The sequence below is a fragment of the Selenomonas sp. oral taxon 478 genome (assembly GCF_001189555.1).
GTDB classification, from domain to species: domain Bacteria; phylum Bacillota; class Negativicutes; order Selenomonadales; family Selenomonadaceae; genus Centipeda; species Centipeda felix.
On the sequence record NZ_CP012071.1, the window covers coordinates 2,171,803 to 2,192,552 of the forward strand.

At 55.7% G+C, this 20,750-nt stretch carries 17 protein-coding genes; all 17 read right to left on the bottom strand.

Features of this window, described 5'->3' with window-relative positions; translation table 11 throughout:
* Positions 1-86: 86 nt before the first annotated feature.
* Positions 87-1,034 carry a transketolase family protein gene (locus ADJ74_RS10045; protein ID WP_172664530.1) on the bottom strand — a complete coding sequence of 316 codons (948 nt, stop codon included), beginning with the start codon at positions 1,032-1,034 and terminating at the stop codon, positions 87-89.
* On the bottom strand, positions 1,031-1,882 hold the full coding sequence (locus ADJ74_RS10050; protein ID WP_050343973.1) for a transketolase: 852 nt from the start codon (positions 1,880-1,882) through the stop codon (positions 1,031-1,033). Before ADJ74_RS10050 ends, ADJ74_RS10045 begins: the two co-directional genes overlap by 4 nt.
* 233 nt (positions 1,883-2,115) lie before the next feature.
* On the bottom strand, positions 2,116-3,804 hold the full coding sequence (locus ADJ74_RS10055; RefSeq protein WP_050343976.1) for a ribonuclease J: 1,689 nt from the start codon (positions 3,802-3,804) through the stop codon (positions 2,116-2,118).
* A gap of 312 nt (positions 3,805-4,116) precedes the next feature.
* Positions 4,117-5,544: an argininosuccinate lyase gene (gene argH, locus ADJ74_RS10060; protein WP_050343978.1), complete on the bottom strand. Its 1,428-nt coding sequence runs from the start codon at positions 5,542-5,544 to the stop codon at positions 4,117-4,119.
* The gene (locus ADJ74_RS10065; protein WP_009442201.1) at positions 5,544-6,755 is read right to left on the bottom strand and encodes an argininosuccinate synthase; all 1,212 of its coding nucleotides are present in this window, start codon (positions 6,753-6,755) and stop codon (positions 5,544-5,546) included. The genes argH and ADJ74_RS10065 overlap by 1 nt, the downstream gene beginning before the upstream one ends.
* A 14-nt stretch (positions 6,756-6,769) precedes the next feature.
* The gene (gene argF / locus ADJ74_RS10070; protein WP_050343980.1) at positions 6,770-7,705 is read right to left on the bottom strand and encodes an ornithine carbamoyltransferase; all 936 of its coding nucleotides are present in this window, start codon (positions 7,703-7,705) and stop codon (positions 6,770-6,772) included.
* A 61-nt stretch (positions 7,706-7,766) separates the two neighbouring features.
* On the bottom strand, positions 7,767-8,972 hold the full coding sequence (locus ADJ74_RS10075) for an acetylornithine transaminase (RefSeq protein WP_050343982.1): 1,206 nt from the start codon (positions 8,970-8,972) through the stop codon (positions 7,767-7,769).
* A 9-nt stretch (positions 8,973-8,981) separates the two neighbouring features.
* Positions 8,982-9,866, bottom strand: coding sequence for an acetylglutamate kinase (gene argB / locus ADJ74_RS10080; RefSeq protein ID WP_050343984.1), 885 nt, complete (start codon positions 9,864-9,866; stop codon positions 8,982-8,984).
* Positions 9,867-9,876: 10 nt separating this feature from the next.
* Positions 9,877-11,088, bottom strand: coding sequence for a bifunctional glutamate N-acetyltransferase/amino-acid acetyltransferase ArgJ (argJ, locus tag ADJ74_RS10085; RefSeq protein WP_050343986.1), 1,212 nt, complete (start codon positions 11,086-11,088; stop codon positions 9,877-9,879).
* Between the two features lie 21 nt (positions 11,089-11,109).
* Positions 11,110-12,144 (bottom strand): N-acetyl-gamma-glutamyl-phosphate reductase, encoded by a 1,035-nt coding sequence (argC, locus tag ADJ74_RS10090; protein ID WP_050343988.1) that lies wholly within the window; start codon positions 12,142-12,144, stop codon positions 11,110-11,112.
* A 126-nt stretch (positions 12,145-12,270) separates the two neighbouring features.
* Positions 12,271-13,221 carry a homoserine kinase gene (thrB, locus tag ADJ74_RS10095; protein WP_050343990.1) on the bottom strand — a complete coding sequence of 317 codons (951 nt, stop codon included), beginning with the start codon at positions 13,219-13,221 and terminating at the stop codon, positions 12,271-12,273.
* Positions 13,218-14,519 carry a homoserine dehydrogenase gene (locus ADJ74_RS10100; RefSeq protein WP_050343991.1) on the bottom strand — a complete coding sequence of 434 codons (1,302 nt, stop codon included), beginning with the start codon at positions 14,517-14,519 and terminating at the stop codon, positions 13,218-13,220. The genes thrB and ADJ74_RS10100 overlap by 4 nt, the downstream gene beginning before the upstream one ends.
* A 91-nt stretch (positions 14,520-14,610) precedes the next feature.
* A complete protein-coding gene (gene plsY, locus ADJ74_RS10105) occupies positions 14,611-15,189 on the bottom strand; it encodes a glycerol-3-phosphate 1-O-acyltransferase PlsY (protein ID WP_050343993.1) in 579 nt (192 codons plus the stop codon).
* The gene (gene der, locus ADJ74_RS10110; RefSeq protein WP_050343995.1) at positions 15,186-16,514 is read right to left on the bottom strand and encodes a ribosome biogenesis GTPase Der; all 1,329 of its coding nucleotides are present in this window, start codon (positions 16,512-16,514) and stop codon (positions 15,186-15,188) included. Before der ends, plsY begins: the two co-directional genes overlap by 4 nt.
* A gap of 26 nt (positions 16,515-16,540) precedes the next feature.
* The gene (locus ADJ74_RS10115) at positions 16,541-17,932 is read right to left on the bottom strand and encodes a DUF512 domain-containing protein (RefSeq protein ID WP_050343997.1); all 1,392 of its coding nucleotides are present in this window, start codon (positions 17,930-17,932) and stop codon (positions 16,541-16,543) included.
* A gap of 29 nt (positions 17,933-17,961) precedes the next feature.
* Entirely contained in the window at positions 17,962-19,671 is a 1,710-nt protein-coding gene (locus ADJ74_RS10120) for a proline--tRNA ligase (RefSeq protein ID WP_050343999.1), read from the bottom strand.
* Positions 19,668-20,747, bottom strand: a complete 1,080-nt coding sequence (gene ispG / locus ADJ74_RS10125; RefSeq protein WP_050344001.1) for a flavodoxin-dependent (E)-4-hydroxy-3-methylbut-2-enyl-diphosphate synthase — start codon at positions 20,745-20,747, stop codon at positions 19,668-19,670. The genes ADJ74_RS10120 and ispG overlap by 4 nt, the downstream gene beginning before the upstream one ends.
* Positions 20,748-20,750 lie beyond the last annotated feature (3 nt).

Sequence of the window (20,750 nt, forward strand, 5' to 3'; positions counted from 1 at the left end):
GGAAAAAGGAATATCGTGCAATCTAGGAAAGCACGGATAAAACAAAAGATGTTCTCCAACGAAAGAGAACATCTTCTGCATGGATATTATTTTCCCGCCAGCGTGCGTGCCGTCTCGGCAATGTGGTCAGCAGTCAGACCGAACTCCTTCAGGAGCTCTGCCGCAGGGCCAGAGTGTCCGAACGCATCGTTGACACCGACACGGCGGACAGGAAAGGGACATCCTTCCGCAAGCGTAGCGCAGACCGCTTCGCCAAGTCCACCGATGATGTTATGCTCCTCTACCGTGACAATCTTCCCGCATTCACGCGCTGCACGAAGAACGATCTCTGTATCGAGCGGCTTGATCGTCGCCATATTGATCACACGTGTGCTGATGCCCTCGGCCGCAAGACGTTTTCCTGCCTCGATCGCCTCCGGCACGAGAATCCCCGTGGCAATGACTGCGACATCCGTGCCATCCTGCAGCACCTCTCCTTTGCCAACGACAAAAGGAAAATCCTCCGCATGGTAGACCGGCGTTGCTGCACGTCCGAAGCGGATGTAGACAGGACCATCCATCTCGTAGGCAGCATGCAGCATTTTGCGCGCCTCCACATCATCCGAAGGGCACATGACCGTCATGCCGGGAATCGTACGCATGAGAGCAAAATCCTCACAGCACTGATGCGATGCACCATCTTCGCCAACGGAGATACCGCCGTGCGTGGCACAGATCTTAACGTTCAGATGAGGGTATCCGATCGTATTGCGCACCTGCTCATAGGCACGCCCCGCCGCAAACATGGCAAATGTCGAGACAAACGGCACGAGTCCCATGGTCGACAGACCTGCGCCGACATCTACCAGGTTGCACTCCGCAATACCGCAGTTAAAGTGACGATCGGGGAATGCCTTCTTAAAGATTGCCGTCTTGGTTGCACCGGCAAGATCCGCATCCAGCACGACGACGTTATCGTGTTCTTTTCCTAGCTCCACCAATCCGTTGCCGTAGCTCTCACGGGTTGCGATTTTCTTTACCTCTGCCATGCTCATGCCTCCTCGATGCTCTTCCGAACCGCAGCCAAGTCCTCCAGCCCCCGAGCAAGTTCGGCATCATTGGGCGCTTTGCCATGCCAGCCCGCCTGATTCTCCATAAAGGAGACATCCTTGCCCTTGACCGTCTTCATCAGAATCACCGTTGGTTTCTTGCGGCCCTGATTCTCATGGAAGGTGTGGAAAGCCGATGCAAGAGCAGTGAAATCATGTCCATCAATCCACTGAACGGCACAGCCGAACGCCTCGAATTTCTTATCTACGGGGGCGCTATTCATGACATCTGCTGTTTTTCCGTCGATCTGAAGTCCGTTGACATCCACAGCGATGCAGAGATTGTCGAGCCCATAGTGCGCGGCGAACATCGTCGCCTCCCAGATCTGTCCTTCGGCAAGCTCGCCGTCGCCGAGCAGCGTGTAGACGTTGATATCCTTGCCAAGATACTTCGCGCCCTTGGCCATGCCCGCAGCCGTCGAAAGTCCCTGACCAAGAGAGCCTGTAGACATATCGATGCCGGGCGTGAGGTTCATATTCGGATGTCCCTGCAGGCGCGAGCCGATATGACGAAGGGTCAGCAGTTCCTCCACGGGGAAAAATCCACAGTTCGCCAGTGTCGCATAGAGCCCCGGTGCAACGTGTCCCTTGGAAAGAACGAAGCGGTCGCGGTTTGGATCATGCGGATTTTTCGGATCGACACGAATTTCCTTCTTGTAGAGATAGGTGAAATAATCCGCTGACGAAAGTGATCCACCTGGATGCCCGCTTTTCGCCGCATGCGTGCCGCGCAGAATCCCCTCGCGCACCTTCACCGCAAAGAGCCGCAGCTCTTTCTGTTCAGCCGCCGTCATAAAACTCCTCCTCATCCACATCAAAAAGACGATAAACCACGATTATTCTATCTCATTTTGTGAACAACTGCAAGCTGCCAATACAGCAATATCATCAAAATATTAGCGAATGAAATCTCTATTACACACGATACCAATCACAGCTCAGACATGAGGGGGTGTTGAAAGAAATACGCAAATGGGGCCGTTATACGAAGTTCGCTTCTTCGCATAACAACCCCATATAATAGATATTAAACATCCATAATGATCGGGAGGATCATCGGACGGCGGCGCGTCTTATCAAAGAGATAACGGCTGAGCGCATCGCGTACATTCGACTTGATCGCCGACCACTCACGCACATTCTCGTCCTCACAGCGGTCAAGCGCCTGCTGAACACGAGCTCGTGCCTCATCCATCAGGGCCTCCGACTCGCGTACGTAGACAAAGCCACGCGAGACGATGTCAGGCCCCGAAACAACACGATTGCTCTGACGGTTCATTGCCACAACAACGATGAGGATGCCATCCTGTGAGAGCTGACGGCGATCCCGCAGAACAATGTTGCCGACATCGCCGACGCCAAGGCCATCGACCATAACCATGCCAGACTGCACGCGCCCGACAACCTGGCCTTTCTCCTTCGTAAACTCGAGCACCTGCCCGTTCTCACTGATGAAGATATTTTCCTTCGGCATTCCGAGCTCGCGGGCAAGACCTGCATGCTGAACGAGATGATGATACTCACCGTGTACGGGCATGAAGAACTTCGGCCGTACGAGGTTGTGCATCAGCTTCAGTTCCTCACGGCTGCCATGCCCTGAGACATGGATCCCTTTATCGCGCCCATAGATGACGTTTGCACCGAGCTTCATCAGATTATCCACCGTCTTGGAGACCAGCTTCTCATTCCCCGGGATCGGCGTTGCCGAGATAATGACTGTATCGCCCGGTACAATCGTGATTTTACGATGATCGGATGCAGCCATGCGTGAGAGTGCAGACATCGGCTCACCCTGACTGCCCGTTGTCACGATGACGATCTGTTCCGGACGGTAGTTATTGACCTCATCGATACCGATGATCGTCCCCTCAGGAGCAGTCAGATAGCCAAGCTCAAGTGAGATACCGACGACGTTTTCCATACTGCGTCCGAGAACGGCAACGCGCCGCTTGTACTTGACCGCCGTATCAATGACCTGCTGAATGCGGTGCACATTCGAGGAAAATGTGGCGACAATAATGCGCCCACGCACATTGTGGAACGCCTTATCAAACGCGGCTCCCACCGTACGTTCACTTGCCGTATGTCCCTCGCGCTCGGCGTTCGTACTGTCGGCGAGCAGAAGGAGCACACCCTTATTGCCAAGATCGGAGAAACGGCGGAAATCCGTCATCTGCCCATCCACCGGTGTATAGTCGAGCTTGAAGTCACCCGTATGGACAATCATCCCCACGGGCGTCTTGATGGAGAGTCCGACCGCATCGGGAATGGAGTGGTTCACGCGGATAAATCCGACGCTGAAACAGCCAATATTGATGATGTCCCCCGCCATGACGGAGTGCAGATTGGTCGAGTCTACCCCATTCTCCTTCAGGCGTCCCTCCAGTATGCCGAGCGTCAGACGTGTACCATACACGGGGCACGGAATCTGCTTCATCACATACGGGAGAGCACCGATATGATCCTCATGTCCGTGCGTCAGCACGATTGCTTTGACCATATCACGGTTCTCGATGAGATAGGTAATATCCGGGATAACAAGATCAATCCCCAGCATATCTTCCTCCGGGAACATCAGCCCAGAGTCTACCACGAGGATCTCATCATCCACGCGGATGGCCGTCATATTCTTTCCGATCTCACCCAATCCGCCCAACGGGATAACCTGTACCTTTTGTCCGCCTTTTCCATGGTTGCCATTACGATTGAACGACAAAAAAACACACCTCCATAAATCCTTCGGGAAAAATCCCCTTCCTATATTTTTCTCAGTCTTTCGATCATGAAATCAGAATTCATCCGCACGAAAACACAGCGACCACACGTCCTATACGCCTGTCGCTATACGGAAAAGAGCCATTTTCGATGTCATTGCCGTGAAAATACGTCCGCACAGCAAATACGAAAATCGCAAAAAAATAATCCGATCCAGTCACTTGGTGCTATTGTACCATCTGTACAGTGACAATGCAAATAAAATTTAAGGACTTGCTGATAAAAAACAATCAGCAAGTCCTTCTCATTGAAATTACGACAATATATTCTGTTTTTCCGTCAGTACGGAGATAATGTGCTTCTCCTCCATCATGAGGTTTTTCGCAGCCTCAAGCTGCATTTCTGCCTGCTCGTACGACGTGCCGCCGTAGGAGTTTCGGCAGGCAACGCAGGTCTCGGGACGGATCGCATCGTAGATGTCCTCCGCAAAGAGCGGCGAGAGCTGCTGATAGTCTGCGATCGACAGATCCGCGAGATAGATTCCGCGTGCGATGCACTGTGCCACTGCCTGCCCCGCGACGGCGTGTGCCTTGCGGAACGGCAGTCCCTTGCGCACGAGATAGTCCGCGAGATCCGTGGCATTCGAGTAATCCGCTTCGACGGCACGCCGCATGACGTCCTCACGCAGTTTCATGCCCCGTATCAGCTGTGCATATACCGCAAGGCTGAATTTCACCGTGTCGATGGCGTCAAACAGCCCCTCCTTATCCTCCTGTAAATCTTTGTTGTAGGCAAGGGGAAGCCCCTTGACCGCCATGAGCATCGCCATGAGATGCCCAACAACACGTCCAGTCTTTCCGCGCACGAGCTCGGAGACATCAGGATTTTTCTTCTGCGGCATCATCGACGAGCCCGTACAATGCGCGTCGTCCAACTCGACAAACGAGAACTCACGTGAGCACCAGAGAATGATCTCCTCTGAGAGGCGGGAAAGGTGCACCATGAGAATTGATGCGGCAGAGAGGAACTCGAGGATATAGTCACGATCGCTGACGGCATCCAGACTATTCGTGTAGATGCGCTCGAAGTGCAGCCGCTGTGCCACGAACTGCCGATCTATCGGCAGTGTCGTCCCCGCAAGTGCTCCGGCACCGAGCGGCATGATATCCGTACGCGCATATACACCCTGAAACCGCTCAAAGTCGCGTGCGAGCATTCCGAAATACGCCATGAGATGGTGGGAAAAGAGGATGGGCTGCGCACGCTGGAGATGTGTATAGCCCGGCATAATCACATCCCGATGCTGTGCAGCGGACTCTGTGATGGCCTGCTGCAGCGCGTGAATGTGTGCCATCACGTCCACGACGGCATGGCGTACAAAGAGATGCGTATCGAGAGCCACCTGATCGTTGCGGCTGCGTGCCGTGTGCAGGCGGCTGCCCGCATCGCCGATTGCATCCGTGAGACGCTTTTCGATATTCATGTGAATATCTTCAAGTGCCACACTGAAATCAAAATCTCCGTGTTCGATCTGGGCAAGGATGTCCTTCAGCCCCTTCTCGATTGCCGCATGATCCTCCTCCGAGAGGATGCCGACCTTTGCGAGCATGGCGGCATGGGCAAGTGATCCCGCGATATCCTCGCGGTACATACGGCGGTCAAATCCGATGGATGCCTGAAACTCATTGATCATCTCATCGGTCGTCTTGGAGAAGCGGCCGCCCCAGAGCTTTTCGCTCATTATTTCTGCCCCTCCTGCATGAGTGCACGTACCTTGAGCGGCAGGCCGAAGAGGTTGATAAAGCCCGTTGCATCCGCCTGATCGTAAACATCGTCATGTTCGAAGGTGACAAACTCCTGACTGTAGAGGGAATAGGGGGACTTCGCACCGGCAGAGATGATGTTGCCCTTGTAGAGCTTCAGGCGTACCTCACCCGTCACGGTCTCCTGCGTGCTGTCCACGAAGGCAGCGAGTGCCTCGCGCAGCTGACAGAACCACATGCCGTCATAGACCAGCTCACCGTAACGGATGGCAAGTCCCTCCTTGTAGTGGAAGGTAGAGCGGTCGAGGCAGAGGTATTCCAGCTCACGATGCGCATAGTAGAGAATCGATCCACCCGGGTTCTCATAGACACCGCGCGACTTCATGCCGACGAGGCGGTTCTCGCAGATATCGACGATGCCGACACCATTGCGTGCACCGACCTCATTGAGTTTTGTCAGCAATTCGACTGCGCCCATCTTCTCCCCGTTGACAGCGACGGGGATTCCTTTCTCAAAGGAAATGGAGACATACTCCGGCGCATCCGGCGCATCCTCAGGTGCACAGGAGATGAGGAACATGGAATTCTTCGGCTCGTTCGCGGGATCCTCGAGGTCTGATCCCTCATGTGAGAGATGCCAAATGTTGCGGTCCATGCTGTATGTCTTATTCTCCGTCGCAACGGGGATGCCGTGCTTCTTCGCATAGGCGATCTCTGCCGTGCGCGAGTCAAGATCCCATTCACGCCACGGTGCAATGATCTGGAGATTGGGAGCGAGTGCCTTGACCGTCAGCTCAAAACGCACCTGATCGTTCCCCTTTCCTGTTGCGCCATGAGCAATGGCATCCGCCCCCTCGCGCTTCGCGATGTCAACGAGCGCCTTGGCAATCACAGGGCGGGCAAACGAAGTGCCGAGCAGATATTTGCCCTCGTATACCGCACCTGCCTTCAGTGTCGGCCAGACATACTCCTCAAGGAACTCCTTCGTGAGATCGACGATGAACACCTTCGATGCACCAGAGGCGAGTGCTTTGTCGTGAACAACACTCAGCTCATCGCCCTGTCCAACATCGGCACAGGCAGCGATAACCTCACAGCCATCGTAGTGCTCTTTCAGCCAAGGAATGATCACCGACGTATCCAGTCCGCCGGAATAGGCAAGAACGACTTTTTTGATCTGTTTAGCCATAATAAAACAACTCCTTAATTTCCCATGGTGAGTGCCATGATTGCCTTCTGAACATGGAGACGGTTTTCCGCCTCGTCAAAGATCACATCGGCAAATTCCTCAAAGACATCCTCCGCGATCTCCTCTCCCCGGTAGGCGGGCAGGCAGTGCATGACGATGCAGCGCGCATTGCCTGACTCGGCAACGAGCTCCCAATTCACCTGATAGGGACGGAAGACTGCCATGCGTGCGTCGTGCTCCGCCTCCTGTCCCATGCTCGCCCACGTGTCCGTGACGATGACATCTGCGCCCACAACCGCTTCCATCGGATTGTGCGTGATCGTAACAGTCGCGCCCGTCGCTGCCGCATCAGCCTTGGCATTTGCCACAACTTCGGCATTCGGCTCATATCCCTCGGGGGTCGCTGCCGCGAAGTTCATGCCGACCTTCGCCGCCGCATACATGAGCGAGTGCGTCATATTATTGCCGTCGCCGACGTATGCCATCTTCAGCCCCGTGAGATTCTTGCCCTTATGCTCACGGATCGTGAGGAGATCGGTGAGCGCCTGGCACGGATGCAGGAGGTCACTGAGCGCATTGATAACGGGCACATCCGCCCACTCCGCAAGCTCCTCGATGCGCTCATGTCCATACGTGCGGATCATAATGCCGTCAAGGTAGCGTGAGAGTACGCGTGCCGTATCCTTGATCGGCTCACCGCGCCCGAGCTGCAGATCGCTGCTGCTGAGGAACAGCGCCTGCCCGCCAAGCTGATACATCCCCACCTCGAAGGAGACGCGCGTCCGCGTTGAGGATTTCTCAAAGATCATACCGAGCGACTTGCCCTCCAGAATGCGGTGCGAAATCCCCGCCTTCTGCTTTGCCTTGAGCTCCTGCGCGAGGGACAGAATCTCCTCGACCTCATCACGACTGAGTTCATGAATGGACAATAAGTCCTTCCCTTTCAGCATATAACCCCTCCCATTTGTGCATTATATCCTATTACATCATCGCCGTAAAGAAAACAGCACATCACGCATCGTGTGAGATCACATCATCAAGAACGCTGACCACCTCGTCGATCTGCGGCTCGGTGATGATGAGCGGCGGCAGAAAACGCAGCACCTTGCCCACAGTACAATTAATGATAATGCCCTTTTCAAGACACACATTCACAATATCACGCCCATGTACATCCGACGCGAGCTCCGCGCCGAGTATCAGCCCCGTACCGCGCACGTCAACGATGAATGCCGGATACTTCTTCTGCAGCTCCATGAGTCTCTGCTTGAAATATGCGCCGAGCACCTCAACACGTGCCAGGAACTCCTTTTTCGGAATCGTATCGAGGACGATGTTCGCAGCCGCACAGGCAAGGGGGTTGCCGCCAAAAGTCGTGCCGTGATCACCTGCATGGAACGCAGCTGCGACTTCATTCGTGACAGCAAAGGCACCGATCGGCACACCGCCGGCAAGACCTTTCGCGAGCGTTACAATATCGGGTTTCACTCCGTATTTCTCGTAGGCAAAGAACGTCCCTGCACGCCCGATTCCTGCCTGAATCTCATCGAGGATAAGGAGCGCACCATGCTGGTCGCAGAGGGCACGAACCTTTTTCAAATAGTTGTCCTCCGGCGGATAGACGCCGCCCTCCCCTTGGATCGTCTCGAGCATGACCGCTGCCGTCTTATCACTGATCTTCGCCTCGAGATCTGCTATATCATTGTAGCGGATATAGTCAAAGCCTGCCGGCAGCGGGCCAAGGCCCTCGTGATACTTCGGCTGCCCCGTCGCGGTCAGTGTCGCAAGCGTACGACCATGAAAACTGTCCCACGCCGTGAGAATCTGCGATTTCCCGGGATGGATGCGGCAGGCGTACTTACGTGCAATCTTTATTGCTCCCTCATTTGCCTCTGCGCCCGAGTTGCAGAAGAATACTTTGCCGAGCCCGCTGAGTGCCGTGAGTTTTGCCGCTGCGTCCGCCTGCGGCTTCGTGTAGTAAAGGTTCGAGGCATGGATGATCTTTGCTGCCTGCGACGCGATTGCCGCGACGAGCGGCGGATAATGATGCCCGAGAACATTGACAGCGATGCCGCCGAGAAAGTCAAGATACTTTCTGCCCGCAACATCCCAAACATAGACCCCCTCACCATGATCGAGCACGATTTTATAGCGGTTGAATACGGGGAGATAGTCTTTCTCATCGGTTTCAAAAATTTTCTTCTCTACTTCGCTCATATATACTCCCTATCGTACAACCTGTGTACCAACACCAGTCGACGTAAAAATCTCGAGAATGATGGCATGCGGCAGGCGCCCATCAATGATATGCGTCTTTGCCGCGCCGCGCTCCAGCGCCGTCAGACACGCCTCTACCTTGGGAATCATCCCGCCCGAGATGATGCCGTCGCGGATGTAGTCGCGCGCCTCCTGCAGATGGATGGTCGAGAGAAACGAACTCTTGTCGTTAAAATCTTTATAGATGCCCTCGATGTCCGTCAGGAGAAGCAGCTTCTCCGCCGCAAGGGCCCCTGCGATCTCCGCCGCAACGTAGTCGGCGTTGATGTTGTAGCTCTCGCCGTCCATCCCTACGCCGATTGGCGCAATAACCGGCACATAGCCGTGATCCAGCAGATCTTCAATTACAGAGACGTCGATTGTTTCCACTGCGCCCACGTAGCCAATGTCCACCTCATGCGCCGCATCGTTCTCGTATACGGTCGCCATCTTCTTACGCGCGCGGATCAGCCCTGCATCCTTTCCCGAGAGGCCGACGGCACGAACGCCGCGCTGGTTCAGGAGATTGACAATCTCCGAGTTGATCTTTCCGTCGAGCACCATCTCGGCGATCTCAACGGTCTCCTCATCCGTCACGCGGAGCCCGGCGACGAAAGAGGACTCCTTTCCGACCTTTTTCAAAAAACCCGTGATCTCCGGTCCCCCGCCATGGACGATGACAGGACGGATGCCGACATACTTCATCAGTGCCACGTCGCGCATGACGTTTTCCTTCAGCACATCGCTCACCATCGCGTTGCCGCCGTACTTTATGACGACCGTCGTGCCCGAGAACTCCTGGATGTACGGGAGGGCATCAACCAAGATCTCCGCCTTGTCCTTATCGCTATACATAGCCCTCACCTCAGGTATGATACTCGCCATTGATCTTGACGTACTCATAGGAGAAATCACAGGTCCAGACAGTTGCTTCCTGTGCGCCCATCCCCATGTCGATGTCAATCACAATATCATGTTCGCCCATGACCTTCTTGAGCGCTGCCTCATCGTAGTCTGCACCGACACCGTGCGCGTAGACGGGGATGCCGCCGAACTTCACAACGGTTGTCTCAGGATTCATCGGAACACCTGCATAGCCGACCGCACAGATCACGCGTCCCCAGTTCGGATCCTCACCGAAGAACGCCGTCTTGACGAGCGGACTCTTTGCCACGCTCATCGCAATTGTCTTGGCATCGGCAAAGCTCTTCGTCCCCGCCACATGAACCGTCAGGAACTTCGTTGCACCTTCACCATCGGAGGCGATGCGCTGTGAAAGACCTTTGCAGATCTCTGCGAGCGTTGCCTTGAACGTCTCGTAGTCCGCCCCCTCTGCCGTGATCTTCGCATTTCCTGCCGCACCGTTGGCGAGCACAACGGCCATATCGTTCGTGCTCATATCGCCATCAATTGAAATCATGTTGAACGAAATTTCAACGACCTCGGAGAGTGCCTTTTGGAGAAGCTTGCCGTCAATCGCTGCATCTGTCGTGATGAAGGCGAGCATCGTCGCCATATTCGGCTGAATCATCCCCGAGCCCTTTGCGATTGCACCAAACCGTACCTGCTTGCCGCCGAGTGTCACCTCCGTGGCACACGACTTGGAGTAGGTATCCGTCGTGATAATGGCGTTGCCCGCACTGGCACTACCGTCCGTCGAAAGTGCGGCAACTGCAGCTTTCAGTCCCGCCTCCATCTTGTCCATCGGAAGATTTACGCCAATCACACCCGTTGAGGCGACGAGAACGTCCTCCGGCGTGCAGCCGAGTGCTGCCGCCGTGATCTCCTGCATCGCGCGCGCATCCTTTTCCCCTTGTGCACCGGTACAGGCATTCGCACAGCCTGCATTTGCTGCAATCGCATGCGCTGCCCCCGTAGCAACGACCTTCTTCGAGGCGAATACCGGTGCAGCGGCAACGGCATTCTGCGTAAATACACCTGCAACAGCCGCCTCCCGCTCTGTATAGATCACAGCAACATCGAGATTGCCGCTCTTCTTGATGCCCGCCTTTACCCCCGCTGCCTTAAATCCCTGCGGGAATGTAACCCCGGCTTTTGCATTCTGCTCGCTGAACATATCAATATCCTCCATTCCCGTTTATGGATACATCGGCACAAGGTCGAGTCCTGTGCGTTCATCCAAGCCAAGCGCGATGTTCATGTTTTGAATCGCCTGCCCTGCCGCTCCCTTGACGAGATTGTCAATCGCGGAAAAAACAATAACACGATGCGTACGCGGATCAATATGCCATGCGATATCGCAGTAATTTGTTCCGCGCACATACTTCGTCGATGGATACGCGCCACGCCCAAGCAGACGGATGAAAAACTCATCTGCATACCGAGCTGCAAACACCGCGTCGACATCCTCTTCCGTTACGCCATCCGCAAGGCGTGCATAGCACGTGGCAAGGATACCGCGTGCTATCGGGGCAAGATGTGGCGTAAAGTTAATCGTAACCGGCTCACCTGCCTGCTCGGAGAGCGCTTGCTCGATTTCTGGGGTGTGTCGATGACTGACTGCGCCATACGCCGTGAAGCTGTCATAGAACTCCGGGAAATGCGTGCTCTCCTTCGGTGTACGCCCTGCGCCGGAAACACCGGAAACCGCATCGACGAGAATTGAATCCATCTGTACGAGATGCTTCTGCACGAGCGGGGTCAGCGCGAGGATACTTGCCGTCGTATAGCATCCTGCATTGCCGATGAGATGCGCCCCTCGGATTGCATCACGATACAGCTCGGCAAGTCCGTAGACCCGCTCTGCCTCCGGATCCGTGTGCGGGACATGATACCATGACTCATAGACCGATGTGTCGGCAAAGCGATAGTCTGCCCCGAGATCGATGATATGCACCGGCAGACCAGCAATCGCCTTGACCAGCTTCATTGCATGTCCATGCGGAAGTGCGATAAAGAGAACATCGCTGTCCTCCGCGATACGGCGGACATCCTCCATCGAATCCAGTATATTGTCATAAATATGCGTTAAGTGTGGATAAAGTTTCGATATTTTCTCGCCCGTATGGCGCTCCGACGTCAGATGTACAATCTCGGCATGCGGGTGACCGTGAAGAAGTCGGATAAGTTCTTCCCCCGCATAGCCAGACGCTCCGATGATACTGACCTTCATGACGGTTCCTCCATCTCCCTGAAAAGATGTTTATGATTATACATCTTTTATGTATATTTTTGCAAGCACTTTCTTAAAAAGATGATACCCCCACTTCCTCTATGGTACATGGAGTGGGGGCATATACTATGATTTTACATTCGCATTCCTGCGATGGAGGACGCGCGCTCCCTTCGTATCGAGACGGAGCTGCAGGGGGCGTGCCTCGATCTCGTGTGAACGAAATGCCTCGCGCATCGCATGGGCGACATCCTCGGTGCAGTTCCGTTTCTCCGGAACAAAGGCGATGAGACAGGGGCCTGCCCCGCTGAGCGCCGCGCCGCATGCCCCCGCCTTCTTTGCAGCGGCAAAGACATCAAACATCCCCGGGATAAGCGGCGCACGGTAGTTTTGATGCAGTGCATCCGCAAAGGCGTTGTCCAAATGCTTCTCAGATCCGCGCGACAGAGCCGCCACAAGCATGGCTACATGGCTGATGTTAAAGACAGCATCCTTCATCGGCACCTCGGCAGGGAGCACCTCACGTGCCGACTTCGTCGAGAGGTAAAAGTCCGGCACCATGACGACGAATCGGAGGAAGATACGCGGCAGGAAGGAAAAGCATTCCACCGTTCCATCCGTCACGGTATTTACCGTGAAACCACCATAGATCGCGGGTGCCACATTGTCCGGATGCCCCTCAATGGCCGTCGCGAACTGCAGCAGAGCATGGCGGTCAAACGGACTGCCAATGAGCGCATTTGCCGCTGTCAGTCCCGCGACAATCGCTGTCGCACTGCTGCCAAGCCCACGCGAGAGTGGAATGCGGTTGCTCATGCGAATCTGTGCACCGCGAAATTCCTCCGCACGCCCTGCTTTTTCCAAGAGATAGCGGATGGACTTCCAGACGATATTGCGCTCATCTCCCGGAATGTAGGCAGCGCCCTCACCACGTGCCGCGATCGACAGCCCGGTCTCGTGCGTCAGTGTCAGGGTCATTTCGTTATACAGCGTACAGGCAAGACCGAGTGCATCAAAGCCGGGACCGAGATTCGCACTCGTCGCAGGGACACGCACGCGTACACTGCGCTCTGTCATAGCGTATCCTCCTGCCCGTCTGCCACACGAATCAGGCTGCGCACCTCACGTACAACAGGCAGTGCTTGCAGCGCTGCAGCAGCGGCAGAGGCATCTGCATGCGTCACGACATGCGTCACAGCGACGATCTCCGCGTCGCCGCTCACCGTCGACCTCGCCTGAATGACCGACCGCAGACTGACCCCCGCACGTCCAAAGGTCGTAGCGATCTCACCGAGCACGCCCGGCTCATCGGCAACAACGAGCCGCAGATAATAAGAGGAGTGCGTCTTCTCCACAGGACAGAGCTTTTTCTTGGTACCAATCCGATACTTCATGCGCCCCGTCGTCCCTGCAACGATATCGCGCGCAACCTCAATGACGTCCGCGACCACAGCGGATGCCGTTGGAAGCGAGCCTGCCCCGCGACCGTAGAACATCGCCTCACCGATCACATTACCGCGCACAAAAACCGCATTGAACACGCCGTTGATTGAGGCGAGCGGATGTGTCTTGGGGAGGAACACGGGATGCACACGGACATCGATCCCCTCCTCCGTATTGCGTCCCACCGCGAGGAGTTTGATAACGTAGCCGAGGTTCAGGCCATACTCAATATCGTCTTCCGTAATATGTGAGATCCCCTCAACAGAGACATCCTCGAACTCGACGATGGTATCAAAGGCGAGTGACGCCAGAATCGCCGCCTTGCGCGCGGCATCCAGTCCATCCACATCCGCCGATGGATTTGCCTCGGCATAGCCCTTTTCCTGCGCACGACGCAGCACGGCATCATAGCTGATATGCTTCTCCGTCATTTTCGTCAGCATGTAATTCGTCGTTCCATTGATGACGCCCATGACCTCGGAGATCTCATTCGCCGTCAGGCACTCCTTCAGCGGCTTGATGATCGGGATGCCGCCGCCGACACTGCCCTCATAGAGGAAATCGACGTGATGCTCATCCGCTGCACCATAGAGTTCCCGCAGATGTTCGGCAATGACATCCTTGTTGGCGGTGACCACGTGTTTGCCCGCACGCATGGCACGCAGCATGTAGTCCTTCGCCGGCATGAGCCCGCCCATCACCTCGACGACAATCGAGATCTCCGGGTCGTTCAGGATCTCCTCAAAGTTGTCCGTGAGGGCAATTCCCTCTGCCTCCGGACGATATTTTTTCGCATCGCGGACGAGAATCTTCTTGATCTCGATGCGTGCGCCACAGCGTCCTGCGATCGTCTCCCCGTTCATAGACAGGGTGCGGATAACGCCGGAGCCGACTGTCCCCGCACCCAAAAGAGCTATCTTGACTGTATTCACAGAATCCCATCCTCCCTGACCACTGCTGCCGATGCACTATCTCAGTCCAAGTATATCATACCATACACACCCAGTATCACAAACGATAGCGTCAGATTTTATTTTCGGTTCCGTGCATCAGCCGTCCGATGTTCTCACGGTGACGGAGAATGACAAGGATCGCCGCCACGGCCGTAAAGAGAACATACTCCGTCGGATACCCGTAAAGTGCCGCAAGAAACGGCGCAAGAAATGCCGCGACGACAGAGCCGAGGGAGACATAGCGTGACACATAGACGATCGTCAGCCAGATGACAAAGATAATAAACGTCACCTGCCCCATCAGCATCGTCAGAACGCCAAGTGAAGTCGCAACCCCCTTGCCGCCGTGAAAACGAAGAAAGAACGAAAAGCTGTGCCCGAGAATGGCGCACAATCCACCGACGACGGCAGCGAGCGGTGTACCGACAAGGAGCAGTCCAAGCATAACGCCCGCCTGCCCTTTCAGGCTGTCCGCAATGAATACGGCAATGCCCGCCGTCTTCCCGAGCGTGCGCCACGCATTCGTCGCACCGGTATTGTGGCTGCCATAGTCGCGCAGGTCCTTATGCCAGATCAGTTTTCCAAGAATCAGCCCACTCGGAATCGATCCAATGAGATAGGCGGCGATGGCTGCAACGAGATACATCATTGTTCTTCCTCCTTGCGTGCGCGCACCACGAGGCGGATCGGCGTTCCCTCGAAGCCGAAGCTCTCGCGCAGACGATTTTCGATAAAGCGCAGATAGGAGAAGTGCATGAGTTCGGGGTCATTGACGAAAATAATGAACGTCGGCGGAACGATGCTCACCTGCGTGACAAACAGAATCTTGAGCTGCTTGCCCTTCTTCGTCGGCGGTGGATTGACCGAAACTGCATCGCGGACCAACTCATTGAGCACACTCGTCTTAATACGCATCGACTGCTGCTCCGCCACATATTTCACGAGCTCCGTCACGCGCTCCACGCGCTGTCCTGTCAATGCCGATGTATAGAGAACGGGTGCATACTGGAGAAAGCCGAGCTTTTCGCGCAGATCATCCGTAAAGCGCAGCGTCGACTTGTCGTTCTTCTCCGGGAAAATATCCCATTTATTCACGACGATGATGACGCCCTTGCCCGACTCGTGCACATAGCCCGCGATCTTCGTATCCTGTTCCAGAATCCCCTCGGCGGCGTTGATGACCATGAGGACGACTCCCGCACGGTCGATCGCACGCAGGGAGCGCATCACGCTGTACCGCTCCACAGGCAGTGTGATCTTGCCCTTGCGCCGCATCCCTGCCGTATCAATGAGGAGATACTTTGCTCCGTCTTTGGTAAAATGTGTGTCAATCGCATCGCGAGTCGTCCCCGGCACATCACTGACGATGACGCGCTCCTCACCGAGCAGACGATTCACGATCGATGATTTGCCGACATTTGGACGGCCGACGACGGCAATAGCGATCTCATCCGTCTCCTGTGCCTCCGCCGGCTCTTCCGGAAACGCCGCTACGACGGCATCCAGCAGATCGCCGAGATTCATTGCATTGGAGGCAGAGATGGGAATCGGGTCACCGAGCCCAAGCGAATAGAAATCGTAGATCAGCGCCTCACGCTCAAAACTGTCGATCTTGTTGACCGCCAGAATCACGGGTTTTTTCGTCCGCCGCAGAAGACGTGCGACCTCCTCATCCGAAGTTGTCAGTCCTGCCCGCCCATCGACGAGAAAGAGGATGACATCTGCCTCCTCCATTGCCAGCTCTGCCTGAGAACGCATCGAACGCAGAATATGGTCACTCTCATCGAACTCGATGCCGCCGGTGTCAATGATCGTAAACTCATGGTTCAGCCACTCCGCATCCAGATAGATGCGGTCACGCGTCACGCCCGGCATATCGTCGACAATGGAGACACGCTTCTTGCCGATCTGATTGAACAGCGTTGACTTCCCGACATTGGGGCGTCCGACCACTGCCACAATGGGTTTGCTCATGATGATTCACTCCTCTCCCTGCATCCTCAGCGATTTCCTGCCACAGGCTTTGTATAGCCCGCATTGCTCTGCCACGTATAACCACCGCTCGCACGCGTACGATGATAATGTACCCAGTCCGAAAGTGCCGCATAGTAGTCCGCACCCGTCGCCACCGGCTCGATGCGCAGAGTAGGAAATTCCGCCCGCAAAGCATCGAGGCTCATATCATCCAGAAAGACATCCTCGCCCTCGCGCAATGCTGATGCGGGAATGAGTACACCGTCAACCGTCTGGGGCATCTTTCGCAGGGCCGCTGCAATATCTGCACCGGTGAGGAGACCTGACACATTGACCATCGCACCGAAATGACGATTTTCAACGGGCAAGACGAAAATATTCTGCTCCAGAGGATCAAGCTCCCGTGCCTTTGCCGCCAGAACGGGAGCAACTGCCGTTCCACTCACGACAGCGAGGCGATCTCCACATGCAGCTCCGCGCTCCTTTGCCGCATCCCATTCCCCGATGAAGCTGCGCGTCAGCCCAATCCCATTGTCGAGCTGCGGAAAACCATCGTACATCGTGGCAGGCGGAACCTCGCGTCCTGCCAGAAAATAAAATTCATCGGCTAGGTAGATGAAGGTACGCCCTTCTTCCGCGCGCATTTTTTCCTGCCACGGCTCAACCTGGTCGATCACGCGCGCCGCACCGTCCCGATCAAACTGAACGAGCGGGAACGGATCCGTTCGATGTTTTGTCAGCCCAACGGGCACAATGGCAAGTGAGAGAGCATGAGGACGCCGCGCCGTAATGTCGCGAATCGTCCGCTCCAGCTCCTCTCCATCGTTCAACCCTGCACAGAGCACCACCTGCGTATGATACTCCACGCCCGCCGCTTCGAGGCGCGCGAGCTGTCCGAGAATATCCCCCGCCCACGAACAGCGCAGCATCTCTGCACGCAGGACGGGATTCGTACATTGCACCGATACATAGAGAGGGGAGAGATGCAGCCGTGCAATACGCGCGTAATCCGCCTCCCCCATGTTGGTCAGTGTCACAAAGTTCCCATAGAGAAAAGACAGGCGGTAATCGTCATCCTTCACAGAAAGGCTGTGGCGCATGTGCGGGGCAATCATATCGACAAAGCAGAAATAGCAGTGATTCGCACATTCACGAATCCCGTCGAATACGGCGCTCTCAAACTCTACGCCGAGCTCCTCGTCATAGTCCTTGTCGAATGCAATGCTCTCCTGCGTCCCATCAGCATGTTCAACGAGAAGCTCAATCTCCTCGTCCGCCATCGCAAAGCTGACGTCAATAATATCGCGCAGCGGCATATCGTTGATCGCAAGGATCTTATCCCCCGCCGCAAGCCCCAGCTCATCGGCAAGGCTTCCCTCCGGCACGCGAAGAATTACTCCTGGATATGCCTTTGCCACATTCCCCTCCCTTTCTCGAAGCAGCTATTTCAAAGTACTGCCAGCATATCCTTCACGCCCTTCAGGTACGTATCCCGCGCAAAGTTCACGAGTTCACCGGATTGGCGAATCTTCACCTCAATCGTTCCATTTTCTATGGTCTTGGGTCCGATCGCAATGCGCACAGGATAACCGATGAGATCACAGTCGTTGAACTTCACGCCCGCGCGCTCACGACGGTCATCGAGCAGTACATCGACACCTGCAGCACGCAGCTCCTCGTAAATCTCCTCAGCGTATGCGAGCTGTTCCTCCACCTTGGCGTTTACTGCCACGACGACGACTTCGTACGGTGCAATCGCACGCGGCCAAATGATGCCATGTGCATCGTGGTTCTGTTCGATTGCCGCCGCCATCGTGCGCCCGACACCGATGCCATAACAGCCCATCTGTAGGGGCTGCGTCTTCCCAGACTCATCGAGGAACGTCGCCCCCATTGCCTCACTGTACTTCGTGCCGAGCGCAAAGATCTGTCCTGCCTCAATGCCCCGTCCGATATGAAGATGTCCCACTCCGCAGGAAGGGCACAGATCGCCCTCTGCAACAAGACGAATATCCGTCACGGTCACTGAACCAAAGTCGCGCTGCGGGTTGACGTTAATATAGTGAAAGTCCTGTTCATTGGCGCCAGAGACCGCATTGTGCATCCGCATGGCCGTCTCATCAACCACGATACACGTGCCCCCTTTGATGCCAATCGGGCTCATAAAGCCCGGGCACCCGCCAGCCGCGCGTATGGCCGCCTCATCCGCCATACGCAGCTCCTGTGCCCCAACGGCATTCGCAAGCTTCACTTCATTGACTTCGTGGTCACCGCGCAGGAATGCGAGGACGAGTACATCCTCATCGGTCTGATAGGCGACTGCCTTGATCGTCTTCTCGACAGGAATCCTGAGATACTCAGCAAGCATGGCAATCGTATGGGCATCGGGTGTTGCCACTTTTTCAAGCGGCAGTACCTCCTCAGCAGCGGTATCGATGGGACGCAGTGCCGCCTTCTCGTCACTCGCAGCATAGCTGCACGCATCACAGCAAGCAATACGCGACTCCCCCTCAGGGGCAAGAACGGTAAACTCCTCGGAGTGCCCGCCGCCGATCGCACCGCTGTCGGCCTCCACCGCACGGAAGTTCAGTCCGCAGCGCGTGAAAATATTCGTATAGGCCACGGCCATCTTGCGATAGGACTCGTTCATCCCCGCGATATCCTTGTCAAAGGAATAGAGATCCTTCATGATGAACTCACGGCTGCGCATCACTCCAAAACGTGGGCGACGCTCATCACGGAACTTGTCCTGAATCTGATAGAGCAGGAGCGGGAGCTGCTTGTACGAACGCACCTCATCACGCACGAGCGCCGTAATCATCTCCTCATGCGTCGGTCCCATGCAGAACTCGCGGCCATGGCGATCCTTCACGCGAATCATCTCCGCGCCGTATGCTCCCCAGCGGCCGCTCTCCTCCCAGAGTTCGGACGGCTGCAGGATTGGCATCATGATCTCCTGTCCGCCTGCGGCATCCATCTCCTCACGGATGATCTGCTCAATCTTTCGGATGGTGCGCCACGCGAGCGGCAGATAGGTATACATCCCGCCGGCAGACTTGCGAATGAGACCAGCGCGGTACATGAGCTGATGGCTCGCAATCTCCGCCTCCGCAGGCGTATTTCTAAGGGTAGGCGCGTACAGATTCGTTGCTCTCATGACCGTTTCCGTTCCTCCAATATCGCATCAATCTCCCGAAAAAGTTCGGGCAGCAGTTCTTCTTCCTTTACCTTGCGAATGACCTCTCCCTTGCGGAAGATCAGCCCCTCGCCATTGCCGCCGGCAATACCGACATCCGCACCGCGTGCCTCACCGGGACCATTGACGACACAGCCCATCACAGCCACCTCGATGGGATCCTCCATGCCGCGCAGACGTTCCTCGACCTTCTCCGCGATGGAGGCGAGATCGATGCTCGTCCGCCCGCACGTAGGACAAGCGACGAGCGTTGGTCCATACTCCTTCAGACCGAGCGCCTTCAGAATCTCATTTGCCGTACGAACTTCGACGACGGGATCACCTGTCAGCGAGATGCGTATCGTATCGCCAATTCCCTCGGCGAGGAGAACCCCGACACCGACAGCAGACTTAATGATGCCCGTCCCCGCCGTGCCCGCTTCCGTGATACCGAGATGCAACGGGTAGTCTGTGCGTTCACTCATCAGACGGTAGGCCGCAAGTGTCAGCGGGACATCATGTGCCTTGAGCGAAATCTTCATGTCATGAAAATCCAGCTCCTCCAGAATGCGCACGTGTTCCATGGCAGATTCAACCAAGGCCTCCGCCGTGACGCCACCATACTTCTTGAGCATTTTATGGTCAAGTGAGCCGGCATTCACGCCGATGCGGATGGGGATCCCCCCCTCACGTGCCGCCGCGACGACCTTTTTCACGCGCTCCGTCCCACCGATATTGCCGGGATTAATGCGCAGAGCCGCAATCCCCTGTGCCATCGCCTCAAGCGCAAGCTTGTAGTCAAAGTGGATATCGGCGACAAGCGGAGTTTTCACCTGGCGAATGATATTGCCGAGGTTCTTTGCCGCCGCCATATCTGGCACAGCGAGACGTACGATATCACAGCCTGCCGCCGCGAGTTCGCGGATCTGCCTTACTGTAGCCTCCGTATCCGTCGTCTTCGTGTTGCACATGGACTGCACGGAGATCGGTGCACCACCCCCGATGGGGATATTCCCAATATGAATCTGCCGCGTGCGGCGGCGTTCAAATGTTGACATGAC